This is a genomic window from Umezawaea sp. Da 62-37 (assembly GCF_032460545.1).
GTDB lineage: Bacteria > Actinomycetota > Actinomycetes > Mycobacteriales > Pseudonocardiaceae > Umezawaea.
Map to the genome: position 1 here is coordinate 420,615 of NZ_CP135965.1, position 16,100 is coordinate 436,714.

General features: G+C 70.7%; 17 protein-coding genes and 1 pseudogene. 8 read left to right on the forward strand and 10 right to left on the reverse strand.

Annotation, left to right across the window (positions count from 1 at the left end; all coding sequences use genetic code 11):
- Positions 1–82: 82 nt before the first annotated feature.
- Together RM788_RS01820 and RM788_RS01825 are read right to left on the reverse strand one after the other, a co-directional pair.
- Positions 83–382, reverse strand: coding sequence for a hypothetical protein (locus RM788_RS01820; protein WP_315929682.1), 300 nt, complete (start codon positions 380–382; stop codon positions 83–85).
- A gap of 473 nt (positions 383–855) precedes the next feature.
- Positions 856–1,851, reverse strand: a complete 996-nt coding sequence (locus RM788_RS01825; protein WP_315929683.1) for a LacI family DNA-binding transcriptional regulator — start codon at positions 1,849–1,851, stop codon at positions 856–858.
- A gap of 99 nt (positions 1,852–1,950) precedes the next feature.
- Between RM788_RS01825 and RM788_RS01830 the strand changes: the two genes are divergently transcribed.
- Both RM788_RS01830 and RM788_RS01835 read left to right on the forward strand, forming a co-directional pair.
- Positions 1,951–2,802 (forward strand): phytanoyl-CoA dioxygenase family protein, encoded by an 852-nt coding sequence (locus RM788_RS01830; protein WP_315929684.1) that lies wholly within the window; start codon positions 1,951–1,953, stop codon positions 2,800–2,802.
- A 132-nt stretch (positions 2,803–2,934) separates the two neighbouring features.
- Complete coding sequence (locus tag RM788_RS01835; protein ID WP_315929685.1) at positions 2,935–3,303, forward strand: STAS domain-containing protein; 369 nt, start codon at positions 2,935–2,937, stop codon at positions 3,301–3,303.
- 27 nt (positions 3,304–3,330) lie between these two features.
- On the opposite strand, the gene RM788_RS01840 is transcribed toward RM788_RS01835, so the two are convergent.
- The gene (locus tag RM788_RS01840) at positions 3,331–3,549 is read right to left on the reverse strand and encodes a hypothetical protein (protein WP_315929686.1); all 219 of its coding nucleotides are present in this window, start codon (positions 3,547–3,549) and stop codon (positions 3,331–3,333) included.
- 390 nt (positions 3,550–3,939) lie between these two features.
- Here RM788_RS01840 and RM788_RS01845 point away from each other — a divergent pair, with 390 nt between their 5' ends.
- Positions 3,940–4,686 (forward strand): D-Ala-D-Ala carboxypeptidase family metallohydrolase, encoded by a 747-nt coding sequence (locus RM788_RS01845; RefSeq protein ID WP_315929687.1) that lies wholly within the window; start codon positions 3,940–3,942, stop codon positions 4,684–4,686.
- Between the two features lie 74 nt (positions 4,687–4,760).
- On the opposite strand, the gene RM788_RS01850 is transcribed toward RM788_RS01845, so the two are convergent.
- Entirely contained in the window at positions 4,761–6,446 is a 1,686-nt protein-coding gene (locus RM788_RS01850) for a NucA/NucB deoxyribonuclease domain-containing protein (protein WP_315929688.1), read from the reverse strand.
- A 129-nt stretch (positions 6,447–6,575) separates the two neighbouring features.
- A complete protein-coding gene (locus RM788_RS01855; protein WP_315929689.1) occupies positions 6,576–7,208 on the reverse strand; it encodes a TetR/AcrR family transcriptional regulator in 633 nt (210 codons plus the stop codon).
- Positions 7,209–7,303: 95 nt separating this feature from the next.
- Here RM788_RS01855 and RM788_RS01860 point away from each other — a divergent pair, with 95 nt between their 5' ends.
- Complete coding sequence (locus RM788_RS01860) at positions 7,304–7,711, forward strand: GlcG/HbpS family heme-binding protein (protein ID WP_315929690.1); 408 nt, start codon at positions 7,304–7,306, stop codon at positions 7,709–7,711.
- Positions 7,712–7,742: 31 nt separating this feature from the next.
- Here the strand turns inward: RM788_RS01860 and RM788_RS01865 are convergent, their stop codons facing one another.
- Positions 7,743–8,579: a PHP domain-containing protein gene (locus RM788_RS01865; RefSeq protein WP_315929691.1), complete on the reverse strand. Its 837-nt coding sequence runs from the start codon at positions 8,577–8,579 to the stop codon at positions 7,743–7,745.
- Positions 8,580–8,623: 44 nt separating this feature from the next.
- The gene (locus tag RM788_RS01870; RefSeq protein WP_315929692.1) at positions 8,624–9,427 is read right to left on the reverse strand and encodes an alpha/beta hydrolase family protein; all 804 of its coding nucleotides are present in this window, start codon (positions 9,425–9,427) and stop codon (positions 8,624–8,626) included.
- A 110-nt stretch (positions 9,428–9,537) separates the two neighbouring features.
- Here RM788_RS01870 and RM788_RS01875 point away from each other — a divergent pair, with 110 nt between their 5' ends.
- From RM788_RS01875 to RM788_RS01885, 4 genes and pseudogenes are all read left to right on the forward strand, one after another.
- Positions 9,538–10,875, forward strand: a complete 1,338-nt coding sequence (locus tag RM788_RS01875) for a glutamine synthetase family protein (RefSeq protein WP_315929693.1) — start codon at positions 9,538–9,540, stop codon at positions 10,873–10,875.
- Between the two features lie 39 nt (positions 10,876–10,914).
- Positions 10,915–11,400, forward strand: a pseudogene (locus RM788_RS52820) (asparagine synthetase B); the annotation flags it as partial.
- A gap of 340 nt (positions 11,401–11,740) precedes the next feature.
- A complete protein-coding gene (locus tag RM788_RS01880) occupies positions 11,741–12,280 on the forward strand; it encodes a tannase/feruloyl esterase family alpha/beta hydrolase (protein WP_315929694.1) in 540 nt (179 codons plus the stop codon).
- A 179-nt stretch (positions 12,281–12,459) separates the two neighbouring features.
- Positions 12,460–12,906 (forward strand): nitroreductase family deazaflavin-dependent oxidoreductase, encoded by a 447-nt coding sequence (locus RM788_RS01885; RefSeq protein ID WP_315929695.1) that lies wholly within the window; start codon positions 12,460–12,462, stop codon positions 12,904–12,906.
- 24 nt (positions 12,907–12,930) lie between these two features.
- On the opposite strand, the gene RM788_RS01890 is transcribed toward RM788_RS01885, so the two are convergent.
- The 3 genes from RM788_RS01890 to RM788_RS01900 form a co-directional block, all read right to left on the reverse strand.
- On the reverse strand, positions 12,931–13,425 hold the full coding sequence (locus RM788_RS01890) for a hypothetical protein (RefSeq protein ID WP_315929696.1): 495 nt from the start codon (positions 13,423–13,425) through the stop codon (positions 12,931–12,933).
- Positions 13,426–13,715: 290 nt separating this feature from the next.
- Positions 13,716–14,312, reverse strand: coding sequence for a TetR/AcrR family transcriptional regulator (locus RM788_RS01895; RefSeq protein WP_315929697.1), 597 nt, complete (start codon positions 14,310–14,312; stop codon positions 13,716–13,718).
- 470 nt (positions 14,313–14,782) lie between these two features.
- Complete coding sequence (locus RM788_RS01900; RefSeq protein WP_315929698.1) at positions 14,783–15,934, reverse strand: cystathionine gamma-synthase; 1,152 nt, start codon at positions 15,932–15,934, stop codon at positions 14,783–14,785.
- Positions 15,935–16,100 lie beyond the last annotated feature (166 nt).

Consider the following 16,100-nt stretch of genomic DNA (forward strand, 5'->3'; position numbering starts at 1 on the left):
CGACGCGCACCGTCCACCCCGATCAGTCCGGAGTGGACGGTGCGCGTCCAAGGCGGTGGCGTCGATCACGAACGGGGTGTCGTCACCCCCGCGCGGACACCACCGAACCGTCGGCGGACCGGGCGAACCCGGACATGAAAGCCCAGGCCGTGGCCGCCGCGGGCCGCAGCGCCTCGTGGCTGCCGTTGCCGATGGCGGCCAGCCGGACGTCGATGTCGTTCGCCTTGTCGTTGGGCTGGAAGAACTGGTACCGCTGGTGCGGGAATTCGGGCAGCGGGGGCTTCTCACCCGCGAAGCAGATCGTCGGCATGACCAGCGGCGGCCACCCGGTGGCGATGCTGTGGTGGTCGTCCTCGCCACCGCCGCCGTGGAAGGTGGGCACCAGCGGAACCGTCCGGTGCTCGACCGAGAGCGGCGTGCAGGTCGTGTACTCCCACGAGGTCGTTGATCTGCGCGGTGCCGCATCGGCCCCGGATGCCCTCAAAGGCGTAGTCCGGGATCCGGTAGACCTGCATCGCCGTGTTGGTCTTCGCGGTCCGCTGGATCGCGAAGCACACCACCCGCTCGTAGCCGCGCAACAGCGCGCCCGCGTCGAACCCACGCGGCAGCGGCCGGTCCTGCTCGCCGGACAACACGTGGCGGGTGTTCAGCCGCCAGCAGGAGTCCGTTCACTTGGATCGACCCGTTCACCACGTACGCGAGCACTTCAGCGCCCCGCACCGGAGGCGTCGCGATGACGATCAGGTTGACCAGGGCGACCCCTGCCGTCCGCACCCGCAGGTCGACCGGGCACGGCACCCGCGACCCGGTGTTCCGGCCGGATTTCCTCGCCCCGGGTACCCGGTCGCGACCGGCTCAACTCGTCTCGCGCACCACCAGCCGGTGCGGAGCGATGACCGAGCGCGGTGGTCGCGGCGCCACCGTGCGGTCGGTCAGGAGGTCCAGGGCCAGTTCGGCGATGCGGCTCTTGTCCGGGGACACCGTCGTGAGCGCCGGAACGCTGAACCGGCCGTCCTCGACGTCGTCGAAGCCCACCAGCGCCAGCGATCCCGGCACCGCGACGCCGCGGTCGGCGGCCGCCCGCAGCGCGCCGAGCGCGAGTTCGTCGGTGAAGCAGAACACCGCGTCGGGTGGTCGGGGCGAGTCCAGCAGCCGCAGCATCGCCTCGTGGCCGTCGGCGCGGTGCAGGTGCCGCACCGGCACCTCCAGGTCGGGGTCGGCGGGCAGTCCCGCTCCGGCCAGCGCGGTCCGGTACCCGGCGAGGCGTTGGCGCGCCGTCGCGTTCAGCGACCACGGCTGGATGCCCATCGCCGCGATGCGCCGTCTACCGCGCGCCAGCAGGTGCGCGGTGGCCTCGTGCGCGGCCGCGACGTTGTCGATCACGACGTGGTCGACCCCGGCCGGGCCGTCGTGCTCGCCGAGCAGCACCAGCGGGACGGTGTCGGTCCGGGCGGCCAGCTCCGCGGGAGCCACCGCCCAGGGGCTGAACAGGACGCCGTCGACCAGTTGGCTGCGCTTGCCGTGCAGCAGCTGGGTCTCGCGCTCGGCGTCACCGTCGGTCTGGTCGATGAGCACCGTCAACCCGCGGGCTTCGGCGATGCGCACCGTCCGCGCGGCGAGTTCGGCGTAGTAGGGCGAGTCGATCTCCGGGACCACCAGCGCCACCAGCCCGGTCCGGCCGCGCCTGAGGGTTCGGGCGGCCATGTTGGGCCGGTAGCCCAGGGCATCGATGCTCGCCTGCACCCGCTCGCGCGTCGACGGCGCGACGTAGCGGAAGTCGTTGACCACGTTGGACACCGTGCGCACCGACACGCCGGCGTGCTCGGCCACGTCCCGCAGCTTCGGGTTCATCCCGCTCCTCCTCGGTCGATCGGAGCATAGCTCTTGCAACGTGGCATGCCACGTTGCAAACTAGATGTGCCACGTTGCAAATGCCATCCGGAGGCCACGATGACCGCGCACCGAACCGCACCCGCCCCGCTGCCCGCCGAGGAACTCGCGGCGTTGACCGCCCGCCTCGACCAGGACGGCGTGATCGGCCTGCCGCAGGCGTTCACCCGCGACTGGGTCCGGCGGTTGGGCGAGGACATCGACACGGCGTTCACCGAGGCGCGGTCGCGCCAGGACGGCGCGGTCGGCCGCGGACCGAACCGCTACTACGTCGAGATCCACCCCGAGCAGCTGAGCGGGTTCGCCGAGCTGGCGTCCCACCCGTGGATCACCGCCGTCGCCGAGGCCGTGCTGGGCCCGGACTACCGGATCGTCGAGGTCGGCTTCGACGTCCCGCTCGCGGGCGCGGTCGACCAGCCGTGGCACCGGGACTTCCCCATGCCCGAGGAGACCGCCGTGCACCGGCGGCTGAACTCGCTGGCCGTCAACGTGACCGCCGTCGACACCGAACCGGACATGGGGCCGTTCGAGATCGCGCCCGGCACCCACTGGGACGGCGGCGGCGCGTTCGAGCACGGCATGTTCCCCCCTCGGGACGCCTACCCGCGCTACCGCGAGCTCGCCGTGCGCAAGTTCCCGCGAATGGGCGACATCTCGATCCGCTCGGCGCTCACCGTCCACCGCGGCACCGCGAACCACTCCGCGAAGAGCCGCCCGGTCCTCGTCCTGGGCCTCGACGGGCCGGGAGCGGGCAACGGCGACCGCCACGACACCGCCGTGACCCGCGGATTCCTGGCGTCGCTGCCGGAATCGGTGCGCGCCCGCCTCGACTGCCCCGTCGTCGACACCCTGCGGCCCATCACCCAGAAGCACACCATCGAGGGCCTGGTGATGGGCGCGTCCGACTCCTGACCCCCGCCAGTCTCGGTCACCGGGGACGACGTCGATCGAATGGCGGACTCCACCGCCCCCTGCGAGGATCGAGGAGGGTCCGGGACGTCGTGCCGGGTGCCCGCTCGCCAACCGCGGGAAGGTGGACGACGCATGCCAGTCCGTGAGCGGCCTTCCGCCCCACGACCGTTCGCGATCACGGTGGCACGGCACCCCCGCGCGGTCGTCGTGGCGGTGCGGGGAGAACTCGACCACCACACCGCCACCCAGTTGCGGGCAGTGCTGAACGACGTCCACCGGGAAGAACCGCAGGTCATCGTGATCGACCTGCACGACGTCTCGCTGCTCGCCTCAGCGGGGCTGGCGGCCCTGATCGCGGCTCACGACCAGGCCCTGCCCGACACCGAGGTGAGGCTGGTCGCCACCTCGGCCACACCGGCGATGCGCTCGGTCCGGCTCACCGGCCTTGAGGAGCTGTTCGTCGTGCACGCGACCGCCGAAGCGGCGCTGAAGGCTTCGTAGACGAACGGCTCCCCTGCGTCGGGCGCGTCAGGTGGTCTCCTCGGACCGCCGGTGCTCCCGGTCGTCCGGGTCCTCCGGCGACGGGCCCTGCTCGTCCTCGGGCACGGGGAGCAGGGCGTTGCCCCGGTCCTCCGACTCCTGGAGCACGGCCTTGGCCTGCGCCTCCGGGTCCGCGCTCCCGCCTGCGGCGATCTCCTCGGGCAGCAGATGGGCGCGGCTTTCCACCTCGTCCTCACGTGGGCTCATGATCCGGAGTCTGCCACCGGTCGGCGTCGCGGGCAGATCACTCCCGAACCGCCACGGGGTGGTCGGGTCGTGCCCGGTCCATCTCGGAACGCCGTCGCGGTAGTCCTCCTCGGCTTTCCGTGCCGCCGCGGCGAGTACCGACTCGCGGGCATCCGGTTTTCCCGAAGGCAGATACCACCGGCCGCTGCCGTAGCCACCGCGTCGTTGATTCGGTTCGTGTTCTGTTCGGACCGTGGCACGCGGACCGAACCGTCGACACCCGCTCGTGCGGGCAGGCAAGCCGGTGGGCTTCGACCGAAGTGTCGTGTTGCGATGCCGTTGACCGGATCACCATCCTCCGACACGCTCCCGGAAGCCACCTCGACCCCTGCCCCGAAAGGTGCCCTCCCCATGCTGCGAAGGATCCTGCTCGTGCTCGTCGCGAGCGTCCTCACCTTCACCGGGACGGCCGCCGCCGACCCCGGACCCGTGACGCAGGACGACGTCCACGTCATGGACGGGTGCTACACCTGGAGTCGCTCGCTGTCGCAGGGCGCGAGCGGTGAAGACGTGCGCCAGCTCCAGATCCGCGTCTCCGGCTACCCCGGCTACGGCGCGGTGGTCGGCCTCGACGGCCAGTTCGGCGCGGCCACCCGGTCCGCGGTCGTCCGCTTCCAGCAGGCCTACGGCCTCGCGGCCGACGGTGTCGCGGGCCCCGCCACGTTCAGCAAGATCTACGCGCTCCAGGACGACGACTGCACGCCCGTCCACTTCACCTACGGCGAGCTGAACCGCTGCAACTCCGACTGGTCCGGCGGCAAGGTGTCGGCCGCGCAGGCCAAGGCGAACGCGCTCGTCACCATGTGGAAGCTCGAAGCGCTGCGCCACGCGCTCGCCGACCGCCCGCTCACGGTCAACGGCGGCTTCCGCAGCGTCTCGTGCAACAGCGCGGTGGGCGGATCGGCCACCAGCCGCCACATGTACGGCGACGCGGCCGACCTCGGCGCCGGCGTGCAGGGCTACTGCGCGATCGCCAAGCAGGCCCGCAACCACGGCTTCACCGAGATCCTCGGCCCCGGCTACCCCGACCACAACGACCACGTCCACACCGCCCTGCGGTCCGGCCAGCTCTGGTCCGCGCCCAACTGCGGCATCTGAGGACAGCACGATCGACCGCGGGCCCGACGCGAGTGGCGTCGGGCCCGTGCGTCCTTTGTGGATCCCTGCTCAAGTCAGTCCGTTGTCAGCACCAGGAACTGATCGCCGTTGCCGAGCGGTCTCAACTGCGACGGGAGTCTGCCGCCGGCCCCGCTGTTGTCCTTTTCCGGAATGTACTTCACGCTCGAACGACTGCCATCCGGCTGTTTGCCGCCTTCCGCGCTGACCGCGAACGGGTACTCGTCCCGGTCGTCCCCCGGCCTGCCGACCTTGCTCCCGGGTTTGATGCCCTGCAACGACTGCTGTCGTCGTTTCTTCGCACCTCCGCGGTCGAGGGTCAGCAGTTTCGGCTTCGCCGTTTCCGACGTCCAGGTCCCGCCTTGCCAGACCACGCCGTTCTGCGCCTGGGTGACGTGCAGGGCGGATTCGGGGTGGCGGCTGCTGGACACGTAGACCTCGTAGGCGTACTTCGTGCCGTCCTCCGCCTCGGCCTGCCGATAGGCCTCGTTGCGCGCGTCGACGCCCGCCTGCATCACCGCGTCACCGACCCCGTCCCCGATCTCGTCCGAAATGGCTTGGGTCACCTGGCCCGCGGCCTTGACGGTGTCGTTGCCGGTCACCGCGCCGACCGCCTCCACGAGCCCACCCACAAGGCTGGTACCGGCGTCGATGGCCGCGTCGGCGGGGTTGTCCAACGTCCGTGCGGCCAGTGAGGCGATCTCCCCGGTCGCCCGACGTCCGGTGGGACTCGACCAGAAGACGCGCTGCGCCTCGCCTGCCGCCTGACCGGTGGTGGTCACCGGGACGAGGCGCGGCGGAACGATCGGGGCGTTCAGCGACGCCGCGCTCGGCGTTCGGAGGGGTTGGCCGTTCACCGCGTGGAGTTCCTGGAACTGCCGTTCCGTCAAGGCTTGCCGCTCGGCCTGGTCCTCGGCGCGGTCGAGTTGGCTGTTCGGCTTGCGCCGTTCGGGTTCCGGCCGGGGCGCCGGGGCCTGCTTGACCGCGGCCACCTGTCGCAGAGGTGTCTCGTGAGCCGGACGGACCTGCTTCTGCTTCGCTTCGGCGATCCGGCGGGTCAATCCGCTTCCCGGCGCGCCGCCGCGCTGGCTTTCGGCGTAAGCCGCCCGCGCCGAGGCGGTCCGCTGCAACTCCTGGGTCGCCTTCTGCTTCTTGTCCTGGAACTGCCGGTCGGTCTTGGCCTGCCGCTCGGCCGCCGCCTCGGCCAGGCGCACCGACTGCGGTAGGGGTTTGGCGGCCTTGGGTTTCGACGCCTGCTTGGCCGCCGCCGGTTTCGTCGTGAAGGGTTTGGTGGTCTTGGGGGCGCGTTTCGCCTGGGTGATCGGTTTCGGCTGCGTTCGGGCGGCCTGCTTCACCAGCGCCGCGGGCTTGGGAACGGCCTTGGGCTTGAGCACCGGCTTGGGTTTGGGAATCCGTTTGGCCTGGGGTACGGGCACCAGCCTGGGCTTGGGTTTGGGAACCCGCTTGGCCTGGGGCTTGGGCACCGGCTTGGGCTTGGTGGTCTTCTGGGCCAGGGGTTTCGGTTTCGCCACGCGTTTCGCCTCGGTGGCCGGTGCCTTCTTCGCGGCCGGTTTCGCCGCCGCCTCGACCGCCTTCGGCACCACCACGGGAGGTTTCACCGCCGGGGGCTTCGCCGCCGCGTCGGCGTCCTGGGCGCCCAGCACTCCGAAAGCCACGGTCAGGAACCCACCGGACACCGCGTACAGCGCTGCCCTGCCCATCGACACTCGTCCGGTCGTCATCAGCCGCTCCCCCTCTTCCCCGCGGTCGCGCTCCCGTCCCCGATGCGCGAGACCGCCAGGAAAGACCCGTCCCGTCCACGGGCCGTACAACAGGAGTCCCCGACCGCTGGACCGCGGGTGTACCGGCGTTCAGCGCGCGGTCGGCGTCGCGAGTCCGACGAGCTTGGTGAGGAAGCGGTCGATCTGCTGCTCGACGGGCGGCCACGGCAGGTTCGGTTCGTTGATCCGCAGCGAGAGCATGCCGATCACGGCGGCGCGGAGGTCGAGCGCCACCGTGAGCGCGTCGTCGGGCGGGGCGGTGCCGGCTTCCATGCACTCCTGCACGGCCTGCGCGGTGCGGGTCAGCAGCACCTCTTTGAACGGCATCCCAGGGCGTCGGCTGGCCTTGCTCTCGTGCATGACCTTGTAGAGGCCGGGATGTTCCTGCGCCCAGGCCGCCTGCGCCAGGATCCGCGCGCGCAGCCGTGACGCCGGGGTCTCGTGGCCCGTCTCCGCACGGGCGGCGGTTGCCAGCATCTCGTCGTGGCAGTGCTGCATCGCGGCCAGCACGAGCGCGTCGCGGTCCGGGAAGTACAGGTAGACCGAGGTCGGCGAGATCGACAGCGCGCGTGCGACCGCTCGCAGCGACAGCGCCTCGTCGTCGGCCAGTTCGTCGAGCATGCGCACCGCGCTGGCGACGATCTCGTCCCGCAGCAGCTCGCCCTGCCCGCGGGCGTTCGGACGCCGAGGACCCGTCGGACGGGGTCTCGGGGTGCCTGCCATGGACGCATCCTCCCACCCGCCGCCCCTTGCGGGACGGCCAACCATGAGAATACGGTCGTACATGCAAGGACACCTGTCCACTAAAAGGGGAAATCATGCCGGTCACGCTCGACGAGGCTCACGAACTGATCAGGAGCGCGCACCGACGGGCGGACGAGTTGGGCGCCCGCGTCACGGTCGCCGTCGTCGACGAGGGCGGGCACCTCCAGGCTCTCGGCCGGATGGACGGCGCACCGCCGCTGTCGGCCGAGATCGCCACGCACAAGGCGGCCAGCGTCGCCCTCGTGCGTCGCGACGGTGCGGAACTGCGCCGGATGCAGGAGGCCTGGCCCGCTTTCTTCACCCAACTCGACCGGGCCGCGGGTCGTCCCATCCTGGCCGGTGCGGGGTCGATGCTGATCCGGCGAGCCGACAGCGTCCTGGGCGCCGTGGCGGTCAGCGGCGGACTGCCGCAGCACGACGACGACTGCGCCGAAGCCGGACTCGCCGGGCTCAGCGGTTGAGCATCCCCGTCGCCCGAGGGCGAGCCGGTGATCAGTCGACCCGGACCCAGAAGTCCGAGGGACCCGGCTCGAAACCCTTGCCCCTCACCAGTTCCGCCGTTTCGGCGAAGCGCCTGGCCACCTTCGCGGGTGCGTGGGCGTCGCTGCCGAAGGAAACCGCCGTGCCGCCCTCCTCGCGCCACCAGCCGACCACCTCGCCGTCCGACGGCGCGGTCGTGTTGACCTCCAGTGCCCGACCGGAGTCCGCGAGCGCCCTGAGCACCGCCCGGACCTCCACCTCGTGGGCGCGGGCGTCGTAAGGGCCCGCGCTCGCGGGCCACGAGCGGACGGGGTAGTCGAGGTGGGCCAGGACCTGGAAGGCGTCGCACGATTCCACCATCCGCAGCACTTCGGCGAGGTAGGCGCGCACGGTCTCGTCGGCGGGCCGGGTCGTGAGCAGCTCGTCGACCATGACGTCGCCCTCTGGTGTGCGGATCGAGTGCACCGAGCCCAGCACGCGCTCGAAGTCGCCACCGGCCAGCAGGTCCGCCACGCGGTCGGCGTGCCAGTGCGGTTCGCTCAGCTCGACCCCGGTCCGGATGACCAGGCCGGGGAACAGTTCCCGGCAGCGGCGCACGGCGTCCAGGTAGCCGGGGACGTCCAGGTCCGGCGGCCGCAGCAGCCCGTCCGCCCCGAGGCGGGCGCGGAAGCACTCCGGCAGCCGGGGAACCAGGCCCGAGCCGACGGTCCACGTCGTGAGGTCGCCGTGCTCGGTGAAGGAGATCGCGGGCAGGCCGAGGTCGACGGCGCGGGCGCAGGCCAGTCGCATCGAGCCCTCGCCGGCTTCCCAGGACCACTCGGAGTGCACGTGGCCGTCAGCGGGCAGCATGCGACCGACGGTAGAGGACGCCGTGTCTCGCGAAGCCCGACCGGTCAGTCCCGGAGAACGCCGTGCGCCCGGTACCACTCCCGGACCTGCGACAACACCAGCGGATCGTGGGCCAGGTCCGGGTGGCCGCGGCCCGCGTGGACGTGCAGGGCGTTCGGCGTGCCGCTGTCGGTGAGGATGCGGGCGAGCGCCTGGTCCCAGGACAGCGGGACCACGGTGTCGGCGTCGCCGTGGTGCACCTGGTACGGGGTGGTGATGCGCGCTGCCAAGAGGGGGTCGGTGGGGCCGATGCCTCCCGAGGTGTGCGACGCGGCCCGGAAGACACCGGGGTGCGTGCCGAGCAGTCGGATGGTCACGAAGGCGCCCATGCTGTTGCCGTGCGCGGCCACCCTGGCCATGTCGACCACACCGACGCACGTCAGCAGCTGCCGGGTCTTCTCGGCCCGCTCGACGTTGGCCTGCGAAGCCCCGTCCGGCCCGTCGGGGGCGTTGCCGCGGTCGACCGCGTCCGGGGCGTGGGTGTAGTTCGTGGCGATCGCGACCACGCCCCAGCCGACCACCGTGCGCGCGATCCGCGCCGAGTAGGTGCCCGCGTCGCCGTTCCTGCCGTGGCTGATCACGACGGCGGGGTGCGGTCCGGCGCCTTCGGGCGTGAACAGCACACCCTCCAACGCGTAGCGCACGCCCTCGTCGGTCGACCGGTAGGTCCAGGTCGCGCCGCCGACTGATCGGGCGTCACCGAGCACGGCGAACGCGGCGCAGTCGGGCATCGCGCCCCTGGCAGCGACGGGTGGCGGGCCCGTGAGGCACGCCATGACACCGAGCAGCACCAACGCCGTTCGGAACACCGCCACCTCCCCCGCTGACCCGACTGCCCGCATCCGCGCACCGGCACCCGACGCCATCCACGTACAAACAGGACGTGGTTGCCGTGCCTCGTGCCTCATACGTTTGATCCGTGCGCCATGCCATCGTCGGGGACAAAACGCAGGCAGTCGACCGGTTCATCCGCGACAACTCGATCGAGACCGTCGAACTCGCCGTCGTGGACATGATGGGGGCGATCCGGGGCAAGCGGGTTCCCGCGGCGATCTTCCGGCAGGGCGGGGAGTTCGCGATGTCGTCGGGGGTGTTCTGCCTCGACCACGGCCTCGACGTGCTGCCGCCCGTGGGCCGGTACAGCTGGGCGAGCGGTTACCCGGACGTGTTCCTGGTGCCCGATCTGACCACCCTGCGGCTGGTTCCCTGGCGCCCAGGGGCGGCGCTGGTGTTCTGCGACGTCGTCGACCGGGCGGGTGAGCCCGATCCGCTCGACCCGCGTCACGTGCTCCGCCGCGCGCAGGACCAGGTCCGGCAAGCGGGGTTCGACCCCGTGGTCGGGCTGGAGACCGAGTTCTACCTGCTCGATCCGGACACGCTGCTGCCCCGCCACTCGCGGAACCCCATCTACAGCCTGCACGACGACTCCTACCTGTGGCCGGTGATCCGGGACGTGCGGGCGGCGCTGGAGGCCGTGGGTGTGGTGGTGGAGGCGAGCGGGGCGGAGTACGGGGCCGGGCAGGTGGAGATCACCCTCGACCACTCCGCGCCGTTGGTCGCCGCCGACGACCTGCTGTTCTTCCGCTACGCGGTCAAGCAGACCGCGGCCGTGCACGGCTACCTGGCCACGTTCATGGCCAAGCCGCGGGCGGGGTCGTCCGGGAGCGGTCTCCACGTGCACCAGAGCCTGCGCCGCCGGGACACGGGCCGCAACGCCTTCTGGGACGAGGAATCCGCGGGACTGGGCGAGGAGGCGCTGTCCTACCTCGCCGGTCTGCTGCGCCACGCCGCCGAGACGTGCCACGTCGCCGTTCCGACTCCCAACGGGTACAAGCGATCGGTGGGCTACTCGTTCGCGCCGACGCACGCCACGTGGGGGTTCGACCACCGTTCCGTCGCGGTGCGGGCGCTCGTGCACGGCGACGGCGGCACACGGCTGGAGCACCGGGTGGCGGCGGCGGACGCCAATCCCCACCTCCTGGTGGCCACCCAACTGCTGGCGGGTCTCGCCGGGCTGGAGGAACAGCTCGAACCGCCGCCCGCCGCGACCACCGACGTGTACGCGGGCAACGACGCCGAGCCGCTGCCGCGGAGCGCCGCCGAGGCCGTGATCCGGTTGGACAGCAGCAAGTTCGCGCGATCGGCGCTGGGCGAGGAGGTGACGGCGTTGCTGTGCCTGCTCGGACGGGCGGAGCAGGCGGCCGCCGACGCCGAGGTGACCGACTGGGAACGGCGCCGCTACCTCGAATCGGTCTGAACACCACTCGTCCATCACTCGACAAGGTGGGGTACGTCCATGTGCGGTGTCGTCGGCTTCGTCAACAGCGGCAAGCGGAAGGAGGAGCGGATCACGAGCCTGCGCCGGGGTATCCGGGCGATCGCCCACCGCGGACCCGACGAGGCGGGCGTCTACGACGACGCGGAGTTCAGCCTGGGCACGGTCCGGCTGTCGGTCATCGACCCGCTGCTCGGCAAGCAGCCGATGGTCACGGCCGACGACCGGTTCGTGCTGGGCTTCAACGGGGAGATCTTCAACTACCTGGAACTCCGGCGGGAACTGGAGGCGCGGGGAGTCGCGTTCGCCACGAGGTCCGACACCGAGGTCCTGCTCCACAGCCTGGTGGTGTGGGGCGAGGGGGCGCTCGACCGGCTCAACGGCCAGTTCGCGTTCGCCTTCTACGACCGGGAACGGCGCGAACTGCTGCTGGGGCGCGACCCGTTCGGGGAAAGGCCGTTGTTCTACACCGAGCAGGGCGGCGCCTTCCACTTCGCCTCCGAGATCAAGGGGTTGTTCGCGTTCCCGGACGTGCGCCGTGAACTGTCGGCCGACGGCGTCCGGGCCAACGGGCGCTACTGGACGCCGGTGCCCGGCGAGTCGTGCTTCACCGGTGTGCGCAGCCTTCCGCCGGGGCACGTCGCCCGCGTCGGACCCGGCGGGGTGGAGCTGTCGCGCCACTTCGAGGTGCCGGTCGACCGGGGCAGACGCCCGCAGCCGGGCCTGACCTTCGAGGACGCGAAGGCGGAACTGCGCGACAGGCGCGACGAAGCGGTGCGGTTCCGGCTGCGCGGGGACTACCCCGTTCCTCGGGTTCGGCACGACCGCGCCCGCCGACCCCATGCCGGTGACGAGCGGCTACGGGTTGCAGTACTGGGAGCAGTGGGTCAGGTACGTCCTCACCCGCGACCCCGGTCACGACTCCCTCGACGTCGATCCCCGCGATCCCGGCAAGTGGCTCGACCGGATCAGCCGACTGTCCACTCTGGAGGATCGCAACGACGTGGACCTCCCGCCGTTCGCCCGCGCGAGCGGCAAGCTGATCCTGCTCCACGGCGCCGCCGACGAACTGGTCTCCCACCTCTCCACGAACGACTACTACCAACGGGTGCGGCACCTGCTCGGCCCCGTGTCGGCCCGCGAGTCCACGCGCTACTACGTCGTTCCGGGGGCGAACCACGCGAACTTCGGCACGCCGGCGTTCGCCGCGGGCTGGGACTCGCTCTCCGCGCTCGAACGCTGGGTCGAGAGGGGACGGCCGCCCGTGAACCCGGTCGTGGCCGACGTCAACCACGACCGGACCCGCCCCCTGTGCGAATACCCGACCTGGCCCCGGTACCGCGGCGGTGACGCGGACAGCGCCTCCAGCTTCACCTGCACGCGGTGACCGTTTCCAGGAACGCTGTTGTCACCACCGGGCGGCCGGGGGCGTGCGGCCGCGTTCCACAACGGCCGAACCCTCGCGTTCGACTTCGGACTTGCCGCACCGACCCCGCCCCCTGCTCGCCGCAGGCTATTTCCGGCCAACGGCCACGCGATCGGGGTGCGGGGTGAGATCCTTCCACCATGGCCGTCGCTGATGATCTCGACCGCGCAACCGACTCGCAGTGGGACTGGGTCGCCGAGCACACCCGTGGATACCTCGCCTCGGGCGGCACCGAAGGACACGAGTCGAACGGCGTCCTCACCCTCGTGCTCGCCACGACCGGACGCAAGACCGGTATCGCGCGCCGCACGTGCCTGATCTACGGCACCGAGGGTGAGGACTTCGTCGTCGTCGCCTCCAAGGGCGGCGCCGACGACGATCCGGCCTGGTTCAAGAACCTCCAGGCGGACCCGAGCGTCGGGGTGCAGGTCGGCACCCGCCGGTTCACCGCTCACGCCCGCGTCGCGTCCCCCGCCGAACGGGAAGTCCTCTGGGCCCGGATGGCGGCCATCTTCCCGTTGTACGAGGAGTACGCGGAGAAGACCCAGCGGGAAATCCCGATCGTCCTGCTCACTCCGCGGGACTGACGCCGGCAACCGTTCGGCGGTCGCCTAGTGGGAAGCGGGGCCCCAGAGCGGCACGCCCGCGTGCGCGTCGCCGACCGAGGAGTCGGCGTACACGTCAAGGGTGTCCCAGGGGTCCTGCTCGTCACTGATGAGGTGGGACACTATCCGCAGGGTCGGCCACGCCTCCCCGTGGACGGTGGTGTCCTGGTTCAGGCACTGGACACCGCCTTCGACGTCCCAGCAGTCCCAGTCGGAACCCTCGTAGTCGACGACCTCCAACGTGGTGGACACGAAGACGGACAGGTCGTCGTCGAGTTCGTAACCGGTGTTGGTGACGACGACGTCGAACAGGGACGTGCTGGCGTTGGACGTGTGCCACACGCCTTCGAGACCGTAGTCGGGTTCGTCGAACACGGTCATGTTGTAAACCGGGACCAATTCGACGGCGAGCCGGTTCGATTCGTCGGCACTCGCCACACCGGACGAGAAGAAGCCGGTGCACACCGCGAGCGCGGCGACCATGGCAATACGTCGAGACAAGTGGTCATCCCCCTGTGTTGACAGTTCGCCGGTCCATCGGCGCATGCCGGATGAACCCGGCGAAACACGAAAACCCCATTCACGAATTGGTCCCCTCGAACCAACGGAAGCTAAGACGCGCATGGTCCGGAGGGGTTGCGCGGGTCGCTTCGGGAACTTCGGGAGCTTCGGCCGGTGGATCGGTTCGATGCGGGCCGCCCGACGTCAACCGGCACGGAGTCGTCCGTCCACAATGGACGATCGCCTGACGACGTTCACCCGACTGCGCAACGGGAACCCGTCTCCGGTGATCAGGTGCGGTCGGGCGCGGCGTGGGCCAGCAGGAGTCCCTCGACTCCCCGCAGGAAGGTCTCGCAGATCAGCGTCGGGTCGAACAGGCAGCCCGCGGCCATGGCGCCGTCGCGCAGCATGACGTAGTGCCGGGCGGCGGGTTCGGCGGACTCCTCGCGGACGCGCGCCAGCAGTTCCACGAGGGTCTCCAGGAACCACTGCCGGTGGGCGAGGGCGGCCTTGTGCACCGGGTGGTCGGGAGCGGAGTACTCCGCCACGGCGTTCAGGAAGGCGCACCCGCGGAAGCCCGGTGACCGGATGCCCTGCGCGATCGACTCACCGACGGCCCGAAGGGTGTCCATCGGCGACAGTCCCGCCGCGACGGCCGCGGCGACTTGGCCGCGAATGGCCCGATCGGCCCCGCTGAGGTAGGCGAGAACGAGGTCTTCCTTGCTGGGGAAGTGCCGGTAGAAGGTCGCCCGCGTCACCTGCGCCTCGGAGAGGATCCGGTCGACGCCGACGGAGTGGATCCCCTCCGCGTAGAAGATCCCGCTCGCCGTGGTGAGCAGCCGGGTTCGTGCCTCCGACGGCCGGCTCTCGGGTTCGCTGCGCGCCATGGCGCCCATGATAACGAAAGAACGTTCGGTCTTCCATTCGGAGGCGGTGGGTGCTCCCCCCTGCCCGCCTGTCGCACGGGAGGACCGACCGGGGCGGCCACCGGACACTCCCCCGCGCCGGGTCGTCGGCGATCGGTGTCGACCGGACCGCTGGACGAAGGCGATTCCGACGGATTTCGCACTCGCGCTTTCGAACCGACGACCCTGATGACCGAATTGTGCAAAATGCGTGTGAAGTGAACCAGTGGCGGCGAAAGAACTCCGAGTCGCGGTGAAAATGCCTTGACATGTTCGCCGAGACGGCGTCACGTGAATTCTTCGATTGGATCGGCTCGTGGTGGTGGGAAATTCACATGCGAAAATCGACGAATGTCGTATTTGCGGCGAATGGCCGCAACAGGGCCGCAAAACAGGGTCGGCACGTCACCGCGGTGACGTGCCGACCCTGAATGGGAAAAAACTGGGAACGGTCAGTCCAGGGCCGCCAGCAGGTCGGCGATCAGGTCGTCGGCCGATTCGATTCCCACCGACAGGCGGACCAGGTCGGCCGGGACCTGGAGCGGGGAACCCGCGGTGCTGAGGTGCGTCATGCGGCCGGGGTGCTCGATCAGCGACTCGACGCCGCCCAGCGACTCCGCCAGGGTGAACAGCTTGGTGCGGGAGCAGATGCGGAGCGCCTCCTCCTCACCGCCCTTCACCGTGAACGAGACCATGCCGCCGAAGCGGCGCATCTGCTTGGCGGCCACCTGGTGGCCGGGGTGCTCGGGCAGGCCGGGGTAGAAGACCTCGGTGACCTTCGAGTGCCGCAGCAGCGCCTCGGTGACCTTCTCCGTGTTGTCGCAGTGCTTCTCCATGCGGACCTCGAGGGTCTTCACGCCGCGCAGGGTCAGCCACGCGTCGAACGGGCCGGGCACCCCGCCCGCGCCGTTCTGGAGGAACCCGAACGCCTTGTCCAGCTCGTCGTCCGAGGTGATCAGCGCGCCGCCGATCACGTCGGAGTGGCCGCCGATGTACTTGGTGGTGGAGTGCAGCACGACGTCCGCGCCCAGTTCCAGCGGGCTCTGGATGTACGGCGAGGCGAAGGTGTTGTCCACCAGCAGCAGCGCGCCGACGTCGTGCGCCAACTCGGCCAGCAGCGCGATGTCGGCGATGCGGAGCACCGGGTTGGTCGGCGTCTCGATCCAGATCAGCTTGGTGTTCGGCCGGACGGCCGCGCGCACGGCGTCGACGTCGGACAGCGACACGGGCGTGTACTCGATGCCCCAGTGCGACATCACCTTGTCGAGCAGGCGGAACGTGCCGCCGTAGGCGTCGTTCGGGATGACCACGTGGTCGCCGGGGCGCAGCAGCGAGCGCAGCGCGGTGTCGGTGGCGGCCATGCCCGAGGCGAACGCGCGACCGTGCCTGCCGCCCTCCAGCGACGCCAGGCACTCCTCCAGGGCGGAGCGCGTGGGGTTTCCGGTGCGGGAGTACTCGAAGCCGCCGCGCAAACCACCGACGCCGTCCTGGGCGTAGGTGGAGGTGGCGTGGATCGGGACGATGACCGAACCAGTCGTCGGATCCGGGGCCTGCCCGGCGTGGATCGCCCTGGTCGCGAACCCGAAATTGCCCATTTCCGTCATGATCACAGCTTAGCCGGCGGTGGGACCGGTAACCACCCTGTGGGATTCGGATACCCCATACCACCCGATCCGGTGAACGGACCAACCTGCCGCGGGTCGACCCAGAAGTCTCCCATCGGCGGGTTTCATCGATGTGACGAAGGGGAAGCCAGGAACCCGGTGTGGC